This window comes from Sphingomonas sp. BK036, assembly GCF_004216825.1.
Classification (GTDB): Bacteria; Pseudomonadota; Alphaproteobacteria; order Sphingomonadales; family Sphingomonadaceae; genus Sphingomonas.
Genome location: NZ_SGXR01000005.1, coordinates 62,985 through 79,601, shown reverse-complemented (window position 1 = coordinate 79,601; position 16,617 = coordinate 62,985). Strand labels below are relative to the sequence as shown.

Genomic DNA, 16,617 nt, shown 5'->3' with positions numbered 1-16,617 from the left:
GCGGCTGAACGGCAGCGTTAGGGACGCGTGGCTGCCGTGCAACAGAGTCTGGACGAACGGCCATTTACGCCGGTTGACGTGCCAAGGGAGCCATGACGTCGCGTAACAGCCGCAAAACATGCGGAATTAACCTGGCGTAGACGTCTCGGTGTCATGCACCTCTGCGAACCGCTGGAGCGGACGCGCGGGGGACTATCTTGTTAAAGCCTTGGATGTTGGCGGTCGGCCCTATTGCGCTGGGTTGCGCCGCGCCGCTCGCTGCAGAACTCAACGTACCGATCGCGGTGCGTGTCGTATCGTTCGTTCAGCCAAGTCCCACAGGACTGATTACGGTCGCCATCGTCTATGACCCTGGCGACGCGGCTTCTGAAGCGGAGGCCGCATCGATCGAGCGAGCAATAGGGTCAGGGTTATCTGTCGGACGCAGCGTCGTCCGGGCCCATCGCGTGCCGGTCTCGACGATGGGCTCGCTGTCGGGATACCGGGTAGCATTTGTGACCGCAGGCCTGCGCACGGAACAGGGCAGCATTGCCATAGCTGCAAACCGGGCATCGGTCCTGACCATATCCTCGGACCGCGCATGCGTGCAAACCGGCCGTTGCGTGGTTGGCGTCACCGCCTCGCCCAAGGTCCAGATCACCGTCAACCGGGCCGCGGCCCGAGCCGCCAATATCCGCTTCGGATCGGCATTCCTCATGCTGGTCAAGGAAATCTGACAATGCGCGTATCTGTTCCGTGCGCGAGCCTGCGTCTGCTTCTGCTGACTGGCGTTGCACTATGCCCTGCGACGGCGCTCGCACAGGCCGTCGACTATCAGGCGTTACAGGAGACGGTCGGGGAGCCGGTCACGACCAGTGTCACCGGGAAGCCGCAACGTGCCTCCGAATTGCCCGCATCGACTGTCGTCATCACGCGGACCGATATCGCCCGCTCGCCTGCGCGTGATGTCCCCGGGTTACTCAAGACCTATGCCGGCGTCGATGTGAACCGCTGGACTGCGGGTCAGAGCGATGTTGCCGTTCGCGGCGGCGTGCAGACATACAATGCGCGGCTGCTCGTTCTGGTCGACGGCCGTCAGGTCTATCTCGATCATTACGGAATGACCGACTGGAACCTGCTCGGCGTCCAGCTGGAGGAGATTCAGCAGATCGAGCTGGTCCGTGGCCCTGCCAATGCCCTGTTCGGGTTCAACGCTGCCAGCGGCGTCGTCAACATTATCACCCGGCGTGTCGGGGATGCTCCGTCGGCAGCCGCAACGGCGGAACTGGGCAACCACGGAATCGGCAAGCTGGCGGGATCGCTGACGTTGCCCATCACGCCGATGATCGGACTTCGCGTGGCCGGCGCTCATGCGCGCGAGGACGAGCGCAACGTCTCGTCGAGGCTTGCGCAGCCCCTCAGCGTCTTTGATGTCGCCAGCGACCAGATTTCGGGTGATGTTACCGGCACATTCGACGGACTGGAGGCTGTTATCGGCGGTGGTCATGCCGTCAACAGGCAAGTCGAGTATCTGCCAAGCCAGCTGCTGTCCAACCAGCACTATCGCAGCAGCAACGTCCATGGCTCGGTCGCGCGGGACACGAGCTGGGGTGGCGTCACGCTGAACGGCTACATCAACTGGCTTAACGCCGAATATGGTGCCGGCACGATCGCGAACGCCAACGAAGCGCTTGTGCTCAAGAACAGGATCATCGTCACGCAGGCATCCACGTTGGTGAGCTTGGACAGCGCTAACATGCTGCGGCTGGGGGTGGAGTACCGCAACAATCGTTTGGTCTCCGCGTTCCAGTTTGCCGAGCGCATCGCCTATGACGTCGTATCGGGCAACGCGATGCTCGACCTGCATCCGGATGATCGTGTCTCGCTGACCGTTGCCGGGCGGCTCGACCAGCTCTGGCTCCATCAGTCGGGTATGATTGCCCAGCCCGCCTATGACGATCCCCGTGATTTCGACCGCGCCTTCAGCCGGTTCAGTTTCAATGCCGCGTTGCTCGTTCATACCGGCAAGCAGGGCCTGCTGCGCATCAACGGCGGCCGCGGATACCAGCTGCCTTCGCTCGCAACATTCGGAAGCCGCCTGCCGATCGCCACACCGTCGCCGATTCCGGTCTTCGTTGCAGGCTCCCCACGCCTCTCGCCCGTGCTCATGTGGAGCGGTGAGATGAGCTATAGCCATGCGCTTGGCGCCACCCGCCTCGAGGCCACCGCCTTTGTCACAAGGACCGAGAACGCCATTGCCTCACCAGGCGATGGTCTGCAGACCGAGCTGTTCCTGTCGCCGCAACCCTCGCTGGTTGCCCGGTTTCGGGCTACGGGAAATTACACCACCTATGGAACCGAGCTGTCCGCCTCCGGCGCGATCGGGAGTCTTACATGGCGTAGCAATTACACCTGGACGCACACCGACGAGCAGTTGACGGCGCTTACGCTTCCCATCCCCTATGCTCTGTCGCCCAGATCAACGACACCGGTTCGCAAGGCCAATCTCACATTGGGCTATGACGCCGGGAGGCTGTCGATTGCCGGCGTAGCGCGCTACACGTCGGCGACCCGCCAATTTGCGTTCTCCTCGACCCCGCAGCTTCTCCTCTACCATGTAGATGATGCGCTTGCTCTCGATGCTCGCATTGGCTTCCGCCTGACTCCTGCGCTCGAAGCGTTTGTGGCCGGCGAGAACCTGTCCCTGGCCAACGGCGCGGCGGTATCCCCTATCCCCGCGGATCGACGCGTGCGCGGTGGCCTACGCCTCGCATTCTAGGGCAGGGTCAACGACGGTTCGAGGTCGCGAGCTACCAACTCATCCGGGCCTGATCCTCAGATCCGGTTGGGCCTCATAGCGGGTCCGAGAGAGTTATGCCGCGACCTCGCAAGGCAGGCTGAGCAGGGAAGCTACCTCACCAAACGACGCCGGCTTGCCAAAAAAGTAGCCCTGCCCCTGCGTGCATCCTTTTCGCAAGAGCATCTCGGCGGCCGCGGCGTCTTCGATGCCCTCGGCTGTCACCTTCATGCCGAAGCTGAGCGCCAGCGAGATGATCGCGTCGACCAGCTTCTCACTCTCGACGCTCTCGGTGAGCGATTTGACGAAGCTCTGATCGATCTTGATCTTGTCGAACCTGAGGCGCCGCAGGTTGGATAGACTGGAATAGCCGGTGCCGAAGTCGTCGAGTGCCACGGTCATCCCGCTGTTGCGGAAGGTTGCCAGAACGCGTTCGGCCGCGACGATGTCGTCCATCACCGCATCCTCGGTGATCTCGATCTCGAACCGCGCTGGCGACACACCTTCGGCGAGGATGATGGCGATCAGTGTCTCGGCCAGACCCGGCTCTTCGAACTGGGTCGGTGAGATGTTCAACGCCAGCCGCAGGTGAGCAGGGATATGCCGGGCATCGATACACGCCTGCCTCAGGATCGAATGGGTCATCGCCGTAATCTGACCGGTACTATCGGCAAGCCGGATGAAGGCATCGGGCGTGAGCAGCCCCAGACGAGGGTGCTGCCAACGCGCCAGGATCTCAAAGCCGCAAAGGCCGCCATCGGAGAAGCGAACGATCGGCTGGTAGAAGGGTTTGACTTCATCAAGGGCGATACCCGTGCGCAGATCCTGCTCCATGCGACGCCGCTCAGACCGCGCGGCTTCCATCGATGGGGAGAACAGGCAGACGCCGCCCTTGCTGTCGCGCTTGGCCTCGTACATCGCGATGTCGGCGGCATGCAGTAGCTCGCCGGCAGCGGCCCCGTCTTCGGGAAAGTGGGAGACGCCGATGCTGGCACCGACCGTGATCATGTTGCTGCGCCAGGAAAGCGGTTGATGCAGCACGTTACTCGCCTGACGGGCCAAGGCCATGCCACCGTTCATGTCCTTCTCGTCCGGCACGAGGATGGCGAACTCGTCCCCACCCAGGCGCGCAATTATGCCGTGATCCCCACAGATGCTATGCAGCCGGTGCGCAACCGCCATAAGGACCGTGTCACCGGCAGCATGGCCATGCGTGTCATTGGCGTCCTTGAAGCCGTCAAGATCGATCAGCACGATCGATAATCCGCTGCCAGCAGTCGTTGCAGCGTCTATGGCAAGCTCGAGCGCGTTACCGAACTCCCGACGGTTGATGAGCCCGGTCAGCGCATCGGTGCGCGCGAGTAACAGCGCCTCCTGCTCCGCAACGCTCCGGCGCTGGATCTCCTCCCGCAGCTGCAAACCGCGTTCGGCTGCCAATGCCAGCCAAGCATAGGATAGGCCGGCCACGACCAGTACCGCAGCCGTGACCAGGGCGACAAGCCACCGTGTCCGCCAGGCAGCGTCCTCGGCGTGATGGTGAGCATCGGCAATGCCTGACGCCGCAATCGCCTTGACCTCGGCCAATACGCGATCGGCATTGGAGCGAAACGGGCGCAGCATGGTGACGCTGGCGGTAAAGTCGACCTCGAGCATCGACGATACCACGCCAACCGCGTCATCATATTTGCCAAGCTCGGCGACGGCCCGAGTAGCACGATAGCTGTCTTCAGGGTCGAGCACGTCTCGCTGCCCAGCGAGGTCGACGCTGATCTGATTGATCCTGTGGCGGATATCGGCCAGGCGCGTGTTACTGTCAGCGGCGCGGCCGTTCGCCGACGCATCCACCAGCAGGCGGTATAGATTCCCATCTTCGTGATCGAAGCGTGCGGCGATCTCGCTCAACTTGACCGCAGTCTGCATGTCGTTGTCGACGATGAGGCTGTTGGCGTGTTGAACGTAGATGAGCGTGCCCAGGCACAGCGTCACGGCTAGCACGAGTAATACGATGACAGCCTTGGGACCAGCGATGTACCGAGGCCGCAGCGACGTCGGTGCGACTTCGGGCGCACTATCTGCGCCAACCAACGCGTCGCCGGATTCCGCGAATCCGTCGAGGCACTGTGTCCGACCTTCGTTAAACGTGGATCGGGGACCCTGAACCTTTGCGCGTCGAGCAAAGTGCGAGGTCCGCCGACCGATGCGTAAGGCCGCGCCTCGAATGGTCCGTCGATTGAGCATGTCTAGGCCACATGCCACTGACAAACCTAACAAACCCTTTTGGGTCAAAGATAATCTGTGGCTGGAATATGCCAGCCTTTGCGGCTGCGCATGGGCGGTATGTGCCCCGCTTTCGATCAATTCCACCGAAATGCCGACCGTCCGCTTCACCTTCGATACCGTAGCGCAGGAACAGACACCGCGTAGTCATCCACCCTCGGCGGACTCATCCGCCGCCAGTATCTCGCTTCACCACGTTTGCGAGACCGCATGACAGCGCCGCCCCCCTCGCCTTCAGGATGCCCTTGGCTTCGTACGCGGCATTCGTCGCTTCTATCCTCACGTTCGCCTGCTCTGCCTGCCAGATGAGTTTGGCAACGCAGTTTCGCCATCGGGCGGGGCGCTGACAGGCGGGTTGATTGTCATCCGGACGTCGACCGCAGCGATCCGTTTACCGATGGTATCGGCGTCAGTGATGCGAGTAAGCCGGCTGTCTTCGCCGGGATCGCTGTATCGAGATCCTTGAACCGCTGCCGGACCGCCAACAATTCGGAAGGCGCCCTGCCCTATTTATGACCACCCGACAGCAGCTCGTGAATATCTCAGTTTCTGGTGCAGACTAAAACCGATATGGTGCGATCGTTGAAATATGGTTATTGTTGCGTATCCGGATCGATCCTGGTGGCAGGGGCCATTTATGGAAGATGCAAACGATAATTACGGTCAAACCGTTGAGCCTCTCGCCAAGGGGCGCCGCGACGATTCTTTACACGCGATTCCAAAGGGAAACGCCGCGCTCATCCAGATGGCGGAATATACCGGTGACCTGATCGGCCTTTGCGATGCTGGCGGCCGCCTCGCCTATCTCAACCCAGCCGGCCGACGCCTGATCGGCATCGAAGGTGCGGACATTTTTCCGATGCGGTTGACCGATTACGTCGTTCCGCAGCAACGGCACCTCGTCGACGACGTCGTCGTGCCGACCGCGAGGCGGAACGGCGTGTGGGAGGGCGAGATGCAGCTCGCCAACCTCAAAACCGATGATATTATTGCCGTCCAGCGCTCTACATTTGCGACACGTGATGAGCAGGGCGAAGTCACCGGTTTCGTATCCGTTATGCGCGACATTACGCACGGCAAAGCGGAACAAGGCCGGCTTCGGCGCCAGATCGAGACGTTCGAAACACTGATCGCGAACAGTCTCTTTGGTGTCTACCTGGTCGATGCGGACTTCAGGCTGCGTGTGGTCAGCCGTGGCGCCCAGAGACTGTTTGAAAATGTCCATCCGCTGGTGGGACGCGATTTCGCCGACATTCTTCATGCTATCTGGCCCGAGCCCCTCGCTAGCGAAGCGGTCGCTCACTTCCGACGGACGCTCGAGAGCGGCATGCCTTATGAAGCAGCAACGACGTCTGAACAACGCGCGGATTTAGAAGCGCGCGAAGCGTATGATTGGCGAATCGAGCGTGTGACACTGCCGGACGAGCGGTACGGCATCGTGTGCTATTTCTATGATCACACCGAGAGGGAGAACTGGACGCGGGCCTTGGCTGGTCGCGAGGCCGAATTGCGCGACCTGAATACTGACCTCGAGCGTCGTGTTCGTGCTTGTACTGCGGCACTGAACCACGCCAATGAACGTCTTACGGCCGAGATCGCCCGGCGCGAGGCGGTACAGGCTGCGCAACTGCAGAGCCAAAAGCTAGAAGCGGTTGGTCAGCTCACGTCCGGCATAGCCCACGATTTCAATAACATTCTTGGCGCGGTGATCGGCGGATTCACTATTATCCAGAACCGCAATGACGACCCGCGCATTCATCAGATTGCAACGATGGGGCAACGCGCCGCCGAGAGGGGCGCTGCGCTTGTACGGCAACTTCTGGCCTTTGCGCGGCAGGAGGATGTGGTCGCGCAGCACGTTGATCTCGCCGGAACGATCGGTGAGATTTCGGACCTTGTTCGGCATGGCATGCGCGGCAACGTCGCGCTCGCGATAGACTGCGATGACGAGCTTTGGCCTGTGCTTGCAGACCCTACGCAATTGCAATCCGCGCTGCTCAACCTTGCCAACAATGCCAGCGACGCGATGAATGGCGGTGGTCACGTGCATATCGCGCTCAGCAATTCCGCTCCGACTTCGGCGGATCATCCGCTCGAATTGGTCGGGCGAGACGCGATCAGGATCGTTGTGGCCGACGACGGGCCCGGTATGGCCAGCGATACTTTACAGCGGATTACCGAGCCGTTCTTCACCACCAAAGCGCGCGGCAAGGGGACCGGGCTGGGCCTCGCGATGGTGCAGCGCTTCGTGGAAAGATCGGGTGGAGCTCTGCGTATCGAAAGCCGCCCCGGCCACGGAACCAGTTTCTCGATCTACCTGCCACGCGCGGTTGATCTCGAAACGTCCAATTCTGTCGCCTGCAGCGACGAGATCGATTGCAACGCGACCGGGCGCGCTTTCGAGACGGTCCTGCTGGTCGATGATGACGCCGAGTTCCGCGCCATCGTCGCAGAAGGACTGTCTGACGCCGGCTTCGATGTGATCGTGGCAGCGGACGCAGAGGCGGCGCTGGCCTTGTTACGGACGCGAGCAATCGATGTGCTCGTTACCGACGTCGACATGCCGGACATGACTGGTAACGATCTGGTCGCGCAGGTTCGCGCGTTGGGATCAGACATCCCCTGCCTGTTTATGACGGGAATCGCCAACGACGCCGCTCTCAATGGCGAGGCGGTCGTGCAGAAACCCTTCAATCCGGCCGTCCTGCACTATGCGCTGCGCCGTATTCTCATTGCGCGAGACCACCGCGCGTCGGATGCCGAGCGGCTAGATCGGCTGGCGTTACGCTTGAAGTCTGATTGCACCCGGTCCTTGCTCAAGCACTGGCGTGCCGTCCGTTCCAGCCCGATCGTTCCGATGCTCGATACCTTTACGATCAATGCGTGTAGCGAGCCACACCGGGTCGTGATTGCCCAGATCGACTTAGGCAAGGTGCCGATCCAGTTCACATTCACACTGGTGGGCGAAACCTTACGCAACGCTGTACCGCACGGCCTCACTGCCACCGAGATGCCGGTCAGTGGCAATGATAGCATCGCGGCGCAGGAAGCTGCCTATCGTCGTTGCGCGCTAACGGGAAAACCGTCCTATGAATATGCCCGGATCAACGTCGGCGACGGGTATCGGGAAACGTTCGAGCGACTGTTGCTGCCCTACTCATCGAACGGCGTTGCGGTCGATCATATCGTCGGTGCCGTGGTCATCGAGTGCGAAGCGGTGGAGAAACGTTCATGAGTAAAGCCTCCGAACTGCCGGACTTCGACGAACCCCATCTGGCGCTGGCGATAGAAGCGCTACCGAGCGAAACCGTCGATGCGTTGCCCTATGGCGCAATCCGGATCGGCGACGACGGCAGGGTCGAATATTATAGTGCGGCGGAGCGTCGCCTGTCAGGCTCCGGCGACCACGACCGCCTTGGCTTGGACTTCTTCAGCAAGATCGCACCCTGCATGGACAATCCTGAGTTTCGCGGTCGGGTCGAGCGTGCTCGTGCATCAGGAACACTCGACTTGGAGTTCAATCACGTCGGCGACTTTGAAGATCGCGACCGGGAGCTGACGGTGCGAATCCAATCTGCCAGCGCGGGCGGGTACTGGATATTCATGCGCCGCGATTGACGGATTTTGAAGGTAAACCTGTATTTGTCGATCGTCTTAAAGGGTTTATCATCAATGCCGTCGGGTTACGGTCAGAAGTTGCGACCGGTCGTCTCCGTTGGGGATCCTGGTCATTGCGCACCGTACCAGCTTCGTCGCCTGAAAATCGCTACGCGCGAAGTGTCTACGGACCTGAGGCAAGGTCGTAAAATAATTGGCCGCCCGGGCGGTAAGTTTAGTGCCCAGCTGCGCCGTCGCGGCGAAATTCATAAGGCGACGGCGCTGTTGTAGCGAAGGTTCAAGTGTCGCGGTTATTTCGCCAGCGCGTCGGCCTGATCCAGCGGCACCACCGGAAGCCAGACCGCGCTCGCCGTTGTTCCGCCGCGAACGATCGTAACGGTCGCCGCCTTATAGTCCGCCTTCTTGGCGAGGAAAATGTTCGGCACGAACGTCTGCGGGTTGCGATCGTAGAGCGGGAACAGGCTCGACTGGACCTGGATCATGATCTTGTGGCCCGGCTGGAACACGTGGTTCACGGTCGGCAGGCGGAACTTGTATTCCTGCACCTTACCCGCCGGGATTGCCGTCGGCTTGGCGAAGCTCTGGCGATAGCGGCCGCGGAAGATGTCGAGGCTGATCGGCAGTTGATAGCCCCCCATCTTCGGATCGCTCGCGTTCTCGGCCGGGTAGACGTCGATCACCTTGACGACGAAATCGCCGTCGGTGCCGGTCGTCTTCGCAAAGATGTCGGCGATCGGCGCTCCCGACACGCGCACCGGTGTGGTCAGCGCCTCGGTGGTGTAGGTCATCACGTCGGGACGGCCATCGACGCCGCGCTGGTCGCTGACGAGCCAATCGCCCCAGCGGCCGTCACCGAAGTTCACCGGACGTGGCAGATGCGGCACGGGCTTCGACGGGTCGGAGACATAGCTGTCGCCGCCGGTCGTCGCCTTGTCGAACCCCAGCGCGCCTCCGCCCTGCAGGTAGATCGGCTTCAACGGCGAAGTGCATCCCGTCTCGCACGCAAGCGGCCACGTCGCGAACTTGTCCCAATGATTCTCGCCGGTGTTGTAGATCGCGGCGGCGGGCAGCGTGACCGCCGGGCCGTCCTTCAGATACTGATTGAAATAGGGGAGCAGCATGTCTTCGCGGAATTGCTGTGCGGTATCGCCATTCCACTGGAACGGCCCGAGGCTGCGACCCTCGCGGTTGATCTGGCTGTGGCGCCACGGCCCCATGACGAGGTGGTTGTTGCCGAGCTTGGCCCCCGACTTTCCTTGGGCGCCTTTCAGCGCCTCCCACGCGGTGATCGCGCCGTACATGTCCTCCTGGTCCCACAGGCCCTGTTCCCAGATCGTCGGCACGTTCGACGGGTTGGCGGCGAGCAGCTTGTCGAGCGCTTGGCCCTGCCAAAAGCCGTCATAGGCGGGATGCGACACCATTCGCTGCCAATAGGGTAGCTGGTCGTAGCCGGACTTCTTCGCCCAGTCGCCGGCCGAGCCAACCTCGCGAAAATTGTCGTAATCGTCATAGCCGCCGGTGGGTGGCGCCTTGCCCGCGCCCTTGTAGCCGGTCTGGCTGCCAAGCCACGCGATGTTGGCGAGGCGGAAGGCGCCGTAGTGGAACCAGTCGTCGCCCATCCAGCCGTCGATCATCGGGCTCTCGGGCGCGGCGACCTTCAGCGCGGGGTGTGGATTGAGCAGCGCCATCGCGACCGTGAAGCCTTCGTATGACGAGCCGATCATGCCGACGCGGCCGTTGCTTTCCGGCAGATTCGCCTTGTTCACCAGCCAGTCGATCGTGTCGTACGCGTCGGTGACGTGATCGACCTTGGTCGGATTGAGCGGGCCGATGACGGGGCGTGTGACGACGTACTCGCCCTCCGACCCGTATTTGCCGCGAATGTCCTGGTAGACCCGGATATACCCCGCCTTGACGAACATCTCGTCGGCAAGCGGCAGCGTGGCGAGGATGCTCGCGCTGTCAGAACGGTTCGCACGCCCCTTTGCGTTGTAGGGCGTGCGGGTCAGGACGATCGGCGCGTTCGCTGCGCCCTTAGGATAGACGATGACGGTGTAGAGCTTGGTCCCGTCGCGCATCGGGATCATCGCTTCGCGCTTCACGTAGTCCTGCGCGGCGGTCGGCGGCACGAACTTGGCGGGGATGTCGCCGCCGACAGGTGCGGTCCTGTCCTGCGCGATTGCGGGAGTTGCGAGGGCGATCGAGGCGAGGAGGACGAATTTGACGGACATGGCGAAGGGCTCCGGAAGCGTGGGGCAAAGCTAGGCGCAACCAGGGCGCGGGGGCAATCGGCCTGACAGGCTTTAGTTGCGCGGCATGATCGATGGCGCGGTAGAGGACGAGAACGGCCGGGCCTTCACGGCTTTGCCCCAGAGCTTGTTCGGTTTCGCGGCCATCACGAAGCGGAGTTCGCCGCCGCGGCGGATCTCGTCGTCGCGCAGATAACTGCGGGTGAGGGGCGTTCCGTTGAGGGTCACCGATTTGATATAGGGGTTGGCGTCCGACAGATTATCCGTCCGGATCGCGAACTGCTTGCCGCCGGGCAGCGCGAGCGTCGCCTGCGACAGGAACGGACGGCCGATGACATATTCGTTCGATCCCGGCGCGACCGGGTAGAAGCCGAGCGCGGTGAAGACGAGCCATGCGGACATCTGGCCGAGATCGTCGTTGCCGCTGAGCCCCTCCGGCTTGGCGGCATATTGGCTCCGCACGATCTGGCCGAGCCGTTCCTGTGTCCGCCACGGTGCGCCGGCGTAACTGTAGAGATAGGCGACGTGGTGGCTCGGTTCGTTGCCGTGGATATACTGGCCGATCAGCCCGGCAATATCCTCCGCATGACTGTAATCGACCTTCGAATTGTCGAAGTCGAACATCGCATCGAGCTTTTTCACGGTCTTCGCGTCGCCGCCGAGCAGCCGGAACAAGCCGGCCTGATCCTGCGGTACGAACCAGCTATATTGCCACGCATTGCCCTCCGTATAGTCGGAGCCATAGTTGATGGCGGTCGGATCGAACGGCGTACGGAAGGTTCCGTTCGCAAGCCTTGCGCGGAGCCATCCGGACTTTGCGTCGAAGCTGTTCCGCCAGTTGCCTGCGCGCTTCTCGAACCGTTCGGCGATCGCGGTCTTACCCATCCGCCGCGCCATTCGCGCGATCGTCCAGTCGTCATAGGCATATTCGACGGTCTTCGATGCAGCCTCCGGCTCCTTGTCGATCGGGACGTAGCCGCGCTGGATATATTCGCCGAGCCCACCATAGGAGGCATGGTCGGCGCTCGCGACCATCGCCTGCAACGCGGCGTCCGCGTCGAAGCTGCCTATCCCCTTCATATACGCATCGGCGATGACGGGGACAGCATGATAACCGATCATCGTCCACGTCTCTCGCCCGGCAAATTGCCATACCGGCAGGATGCCGTCGGGGCCGTGCTGCTGGCTGGCGATCAACGAGCGGACGATGTCGGTGTTGGTCTTCTCCGGCTGGATCAGTGTCAGCAGCGGGTGTTCGGCGCGGAACGTGTCCCAGAGAGAAAAGGTGGATCGAACCGTAAAGCCATCGGCCTGATGCACCTGGTCGTCGGGGCCGCGGTAGCGCCCGTCGCTGTCGCTCCAAACGCTGGGGGCGAGCAGGCTGTGGTAAAGCGCGGTCGCGAAGATGCGGCGCATCGGGGCTTCGGCTTCGAACTTGACCGCGCCGAGTGCGGTATCCCAGTCGGCCTGCGTCTTGGCGCGGACAGCGTCAAAGCCGCCGGGCTCGCTGTCGAGATTGGTGAGCGCGCCGGCTTCGTCGACGCCGGAGATCCCGACCTTTACTTCGAGCGGTACATCGAGCGGGCCGAAATCGAGTCGCGCTTCCAAGGCCTGGCCGAGCTTTTCCGCCAGCGCATCGCTGCCGCGGCCTGGGCCTTGGAACCCCTTGTACGGAATCTCCTTCTCGCGGTTGACCAATGCGTGGCCGACCAATGGGGCAGAGAACCGCATCGCGAAATAAAGCTTGCGGCCGGGCGCCCAGCCGCGCGTCTCGCGGAAGCCGGTGAGCACGCCATCGTTGCGCAGGTGCAGCCCCGACCACAGGATCTTGCCGGGGTAATTATAGAGCGACGACCGGAGATCGACGACGAGATGCGCGGCCTTGCCCCTGGGGAAGCCGTAGCGATGCACGCCGATCCGGGTGCCGGCGGTCATTTCCGCGCGTACGCCAGAAGCGTCGAGCGTGACGGCATAATAGCCGGGCTTGGCGACTTCGGTGGCGTGCGAAAAGCGCGAGCGATAGCCGGGCGCCACAGGCGTGCCGGGGTCCATCGGCACGGTGTCGCCCGATACAGGCATGACGAGAATGTCACCGAGATCGGAATGTCCCGCGCCCGAAAAATGCGTGTGGCTGAACCCCTCGATCGTCGGATCGTCGTAGCGATAGCCGGCGGCATGGCCGTAGCAGGTGCGGATGACGCACGAGGTGTCGGTATCCGGCGACAACTGGACCATGCCGAACGGCGCGACCGCGCCCGGGAAGGTGTGGCCTTCGCCGCCGGTGCCGATGAACGGATCGACCGCCTCACTCGGTTTTGCCTCCTCCTGCGCGAAGACAGGTCCGGCAAGAATTGTGGTGACCACTACACCCATGAGGTACGATCGCGTGAAGATAGACATGGAGGTCACCCGGTCAGAGGAAAATAGGATCGGCTAATGTGGACGAGGTCACTGGATGGAAGAAGGCGTCGTCATGTGCCGATGATCGCAGGACCATGTCGGGTGCCAGATAAACCATGTCGCGCAAACCCTCGCTGTCCGAACACGCGGTACTAGGCTCGTCCAAAAGCGGAGCTCTGACAATCCATACCGATTGGCACCCCCGAGCATTTTCAGGCGGTCGGGGGTGCGAGCGGCGACCTGATCACGTCGCGCGATGACCGCGTTTGGCTGACACGGTGGGCGGACTGCGGCGGTGGCCGTATCGACCTTGCACTACGTTTTTGACGTGCAGCCTTCCGTCAGTCGGCTTCGCGTCGGACCGCCAACCGGCATGATGCATCCATAAGGGACTGCCGCACACCGGTTGACAACCTGCGTCGTGCGTCAGTTTACAGGCGCGCTCGGATTGCCGGCGGGCGCGATCGGGCGGCCATTGTTCAACTCGGCACCCGAATTGGGATCCGTCGGAGTCGACTGAATCATGGCGCGCATCTGCCACTGATATTTGTCGATCGCGTGCTGCACCTCCTGCAGCAAGTTCGACGTCGTCGGATCAGTGTCGTTGGTCGCCTTGATGCCCTGTGCAAGCTCGTCGCTGGTGACACGGTAATACTTGGCAAACCATGGGATCACCTGCGCGTCGTCGACAAAGCCGCCTGGAAATTCGGGAATGCGGCTGGTCCGGATGATCGTGTTGGCGCGCCCGTCCGATGAGACCCCGACGCCCTGCAAACGTTCGGCGACCTCATCGGCATATTTGGCGACGCCTTCGTAATGATCCTGAAGTAGTTCGTGGAGTGGGTAGTACAACGCCCCCGAGACGTTCCAGTGCGCCTGCTTGGTCTGCAGCTGGAGCTGCTGCAATTCGGTGAGCGCCTGCTGCAAGGCCTGCGTCGAGGCGCGCAGATCGCCGCCCTGTGGGCCTGAATGGACCCGGTCGGTGACGCTGTTGAGCGGGAACGGGCCGGTCTGTGGCTGAGTCTGGGCGACGACCGGGGAGGCGAGCAGAAGCGAAGCCGTGGCCAGATACATGTAACGCATTGATCGTCCTTTCGAGCGAGGAACGGCGCCGGATGCAGGACGAATTCCCCATCTCCTCACGCATCGTTTCGTCACGAATTGAACGTGCGATGATCGACCTGGTTGTCTAAATTCGGGTTCAGTCTGCGCGCGCCCGAGCGACCAGCGATACCGCGCTGCCATGGTCAGCGAACCGCACCACAAAACCGTGCAGATCGGCGATCGCCTTGACCAGACTGAGGCCGAGCCCTGCCCCTTCGCAATCCTGCCGACCGCGATAGAAACGCTGCATGACGAGCGACCGCTCGGCGAGCGGCACACCGGGGCCGTCGTCGGTAACCGTGATGACGACGCCATCCCCCGCCTGCCCCAGCGACAGAACGACACGGCCATGCGCAGGTCCGAACTTCATCGCATTGTCGATCAGGTTCGACACCGCTTCCATCAACAGGCTGGCATCGCCCTCGACCGGCGCGACAGGGGCGATCTCGCATGTCAGGTCGATCCCGCGATCCTCCGCGGTCGGGCGGTGCAGCTCGCACGCATCCTCGACAAGCCGCGCGAGATCCACCGCGGCGAAGCGGCTACGGCGCGCATGATCCTCGAGTTCGCGGATCCGCAGGAGCGCGGCGACGATCCCCAGCAGCGTATCGATCTCGGCGAGCGCCGCATCGGCCACCGCCTCGAACCCCGCGCGCGTATCGGCCTCGCGCAGCCCGCGCTCGACGCGCGCGCGCAGGCGGGTGAGCGGCGTGCGCAATTGGTGCGCGATATCGTCGCCGACTCCGCGGACCTCGGTCACGAGCATCTGCAGCCGGTCGAGCATCGCGTTGATGTGCGCGCACAACAGCCCGAAGCTATCGGGGTCGCGCCCGACGGGCAGCCGCTCCGCCAGATCGCCCGCGACGATCCGCGCGGTCAGCGTGCGGACCGCATCGACCTGCCGCGCAGCGCGCCGCCCGGCCGCGAGCCCGAACCCGATCGCGAGCAGGATTGCGGGGATCAACGCGATCGCCAGCGACCGCTCGACCACGCGCAACGCTTCCTCCGCATCGTCGAGATCGACGCCCGTCACCAGCTGCGACCCGTCGGGCATCGCGCAGATGACGAGCCGCGCGGTGTCGCGCGTCTTGCCCGGCAGTTCGGTCGTCACGACCTCGGCGACCACCGATCCGTGCGCGGTGATCCCTGCCAGCGGCAGCCGGGCGATATTCCCCTCGATCAGCGCGCCGTCCGCGGCGAACAGCGCGAGAAAGCGATCGCGGTGGATGTCGCGCTCCAGCATGACGCGCACGCCCGCCGGCCGCGCGGGCGCCGCGATCGCCGCCAGATCGCGGCAATCGCGCACGAAGCCGCGTTCGGCCATGCGTCGATGGCTGCCGTTCGCGAGAGCCCAGAACAGTCCGGCGACGACCAGCGACTGGACGATCAGCAACGCCGCGATCGCCCCGCCCCATCGCCACGTCGCACGCGCGCGCGGGTTAGAGCGGGACATCGAAGACATAGCCTTGCCCACGCACGTTGCGGATCAGTTGCGGTTCGCCCTCGCCGTCGACCTTGCGACGCAGGCGACCCATATGCACGTCGACGACGTTGCTGTTGGGTTCGAATGTATAGCCCCAGACATCGCGCAGCAGCATCGACCGCGTGATGATCCGGTCGGGACGGCGGACCAGATAGTCGAGCAGCTTCAGTTCGCGTGGCAGCAGGTCGAGCGCCCGGCCCGATCGCGTCGCGGTCCCCGCCAGCAGGTCTAGGTCGAGCGGGCCAACGATCAGCCGCGTGTCACGCGTCTCGTTCGGCCGGCGCAGCAGCGCCTCGACGCGCGCCACCAGCTCGACCAGTGCGAACGGCTTGGGCAGATAATCGTCGCCGCCCGCGCGCAGTCCCCGGACCCGGTCGTCGAGGCTACCGAGCGCGCTGAGGACGAGCGCGGGGGTCCGCCGGCCCTCGGCCCGCAGCCGCGCGATCAGGTCGAGCCCCTCGCCATCGGGAAGCTGCCGGTCGACGATCAGCAGGTCGACGCCATCGTCCTGCGCCGCGGCGAAGCCATCGCCCGCCAAGCCATGGTGAGTCACCGCATAACCGTTCGCGCACAGCTCGAGCATGATCTCGTGCGCGGTGCCGGCGTCGTCCTCGATGAGCAGGATATGCGTCACGAACCCTGTTCGCAGCCTGGGCGGCACGCCGTCAATTGAATTGCAGTTCAGAGTCTGAACGCGGATTTAATCGACG

The 16,617-nt window shown here is 63.0% G+C and carries 10 protein-coding genes; 4 read left to right on the top strand and 6 right to left on the bottom strand.

The genetic code is table 11. The features are described 5' to 3' along the window. The first annotated feature begins 212 nt into the window (after positions 1-212). Complete coding sequence (locus tag EV283_RS10710) at positions 213-716, top strand: YfiR/HmsC family protein (protein ID WP_130325233.1); 504 nt, start codon at positions 213-215, stop codon at positions 714-716. A 2-nt stretch (positions 717-718) separates the two neighbouring features. Further along, a complete protein-coding gene (locus tag EV283_RS10705; RefSeq protein ID WP_165391759.1) occupies positions 719-2,758 on the top strand; it encodes a TonB-dependent receptor in 2,040 nt (679 codons plus the stop codon). A gap of 93 nt (positions 2,759-2,851) precedes the next feature. Here EV283_RS10705 and EV283_RS10700 read toward each other — a convergent pair whose 3' ends face one another. After that, positions 2,852-4,762 (bottom strand): EAL domain-containing protein, encoded by a 1,911-nt coding sequence (locus tag EV283_RS10700; RefSeq protein ID WP_165391758.1) that lies wholly within the window; start codon positions 4,760-4,762, stop codon positions 2,852-2,854. A gap of 928 nt (positions 4,763-5,690) precedes the next feature. On the opposite strand from EV283_RS10700, the gene EV283_RS10695 reads away from it, so the two are divergent. Both EV283_RS10695 and EV283_RS10690 read left to right on the top strand, forming a co-directional pair. Then, positions 5,691-8,288 carry a PAS domain-containing sensor histidine kinase gene (locus EV283_RS10695; protein WP_165391757.1) on the top strand — a complete coding sequence of 866 codons (2,598 nt, stop codon included), beginning with the start codon at positions 5,691-5,693 and terminating at the stop codon, positions 8,286-8,288. After that, complete coding sequence (locus EV283_RS10690) at positions 8,285-8,671, top strand: hypothetical protein (protein WP_130325225.1); 387 nt, start codon at positions 8,285-8,287, stop codon at positions 8,669-8,671. Before EV283_RS10695 ends, EV283_RS10690 begins: the two co-directional genes overlap by 4 nt. Before the next feature lie 290 nt (positions 8,672-8,961). Here the strand turns inward: EV283_RS10690 and EV283_RS10685 are convergent, their stop codons facing one another. The 5 genes from EV283_RS10685 to EV283_RS10665 all read right to left on the bottom strand — a co-directional run bounded on the left by EV283_RS10685 (position 8,962) and on the right by EV283_RS10665 (position 16,541). Beyond that, positions 8,962-10,902, bottom strand: coding sequence for a CocE/NonD family hydrolase (locus tag EV283_RS10685; protein WP_130325223.1), 1,941 nt, complete (start codon positions 10,900-10,902; stop codon positions 8,962-8,964). A 72-nt stretch (positions 10,903-10,974) separates the two neighbouring features. Then, a complete protein-coding gene (locus EV283_RS10680) occupies positions 10,975-13,320 on the bottom strand; it encodes a GH92 family glycosyl hydrolase (RefSeq protein WP_242615913.1) in 2,346 nt (781 codons plus the stop codon). 426 nt (positions 13,321-13,746) lie between these two features. Beyond that, positions 13,747-14,403, bottom strand: coding sequence for a DNA starvation/stationary phase protection protein (locus tag EV283_RS10675; RefSeq protein ID WP_165391756.1), 657 nt, complete (start codon positions 14,401-14,403; stop codon positions 13,747-13,749). Positions 14,404-14,521: 118 nt separating this feature from the next. Next, on the bottom strand, positions 14,522-15,877 hold the full coding sequence (locus EV283_RS10670) for a HAMP domain-containing sensor histidine kinase (protein WP_242615912.1): 1,356 nt from the start codon (positions 15,875-15,877) through the stop codon (positions 14,522-14,524). Then, on the bottom strand, positions 15,864-16,541 hold the full coding sequence (locus tag EV283_RS10665) for a response regulator transcription factor (RefSeq protein ID WP_130325217.1): 678 nt from the start codon (positions 16,539-16,541) through the stop codon (positions 15,864-15,866). Before EV283_RS10665 ends, EV283_RS10670 begins: the two co-directional genes overlap by 14 nt. Positions 16,542-16,617: the final 76 nt, after the last annotated feature.

What these genes read in the sequence shown, in the direction of transcription:
- EV283_RS10710 (WP_130325233.1), top strand. Translation starts at nt 213, where the DNA reads ATGTTGGCGGTCGGCCCTATTGCGCTGGGTTGCGCCGCGCCGCTCGCT.
- EV283_RS10705 (WP_165391759.1), top strand. Translation starts at nt 719, where the DNA reads ATGCGCGTATCTGTTCCGTGCGCGAGCCTGCGTCTGCTTCTGCTGACT.
- EV283_RS10695 (WP_165391757.1), top strand. Translation starts at nt 5,691, where the DNA reads ATGGAAGATGCAAACGATAATTACGGTCAAACCGTTGAGCCTCTCGCC.
- EV283_RS10690 (WP_130325225.1), top strand. Translation starts at nt 8,285, where the DNA reads ATGAGTAAAGCCTCCGAACTGCCGGACTTCGACGAACCCCATCTGGCG.
- EV283_RS10685 (WP_130325223.1), bottom strand. Translation starts at nt 10,902, where the DNA reads ATGTCCGTCAAATTCGTCCTCCTCGCCTCGATCGCCCTCGCAACTCCC.
- EV283_RS10680 (WP_242615913.1), bottom strand. Translation starts at nt 13,320, where the DNA reads ATGTCTATCTTCACGCGATCGTACCTCATGGGTGTAGTGGTCACCACA.
- EV283_RS10675 (WP_165391756.1), bottom strand. Translation starts at nt 14,403, where the DNA reads ATGCGTTACATGTATCTGGCCACGGCTTCGCTTCTGCTCGCCTCCCCG.
- EV283_RS10670 (WP_242615912.1), bottom strand. Translation starts at nt 15,877, where the DNA reads ATGTCCCGCTCTAACCCGCGCGCGCGTGCGACGTGGCGATGGGGCGGG.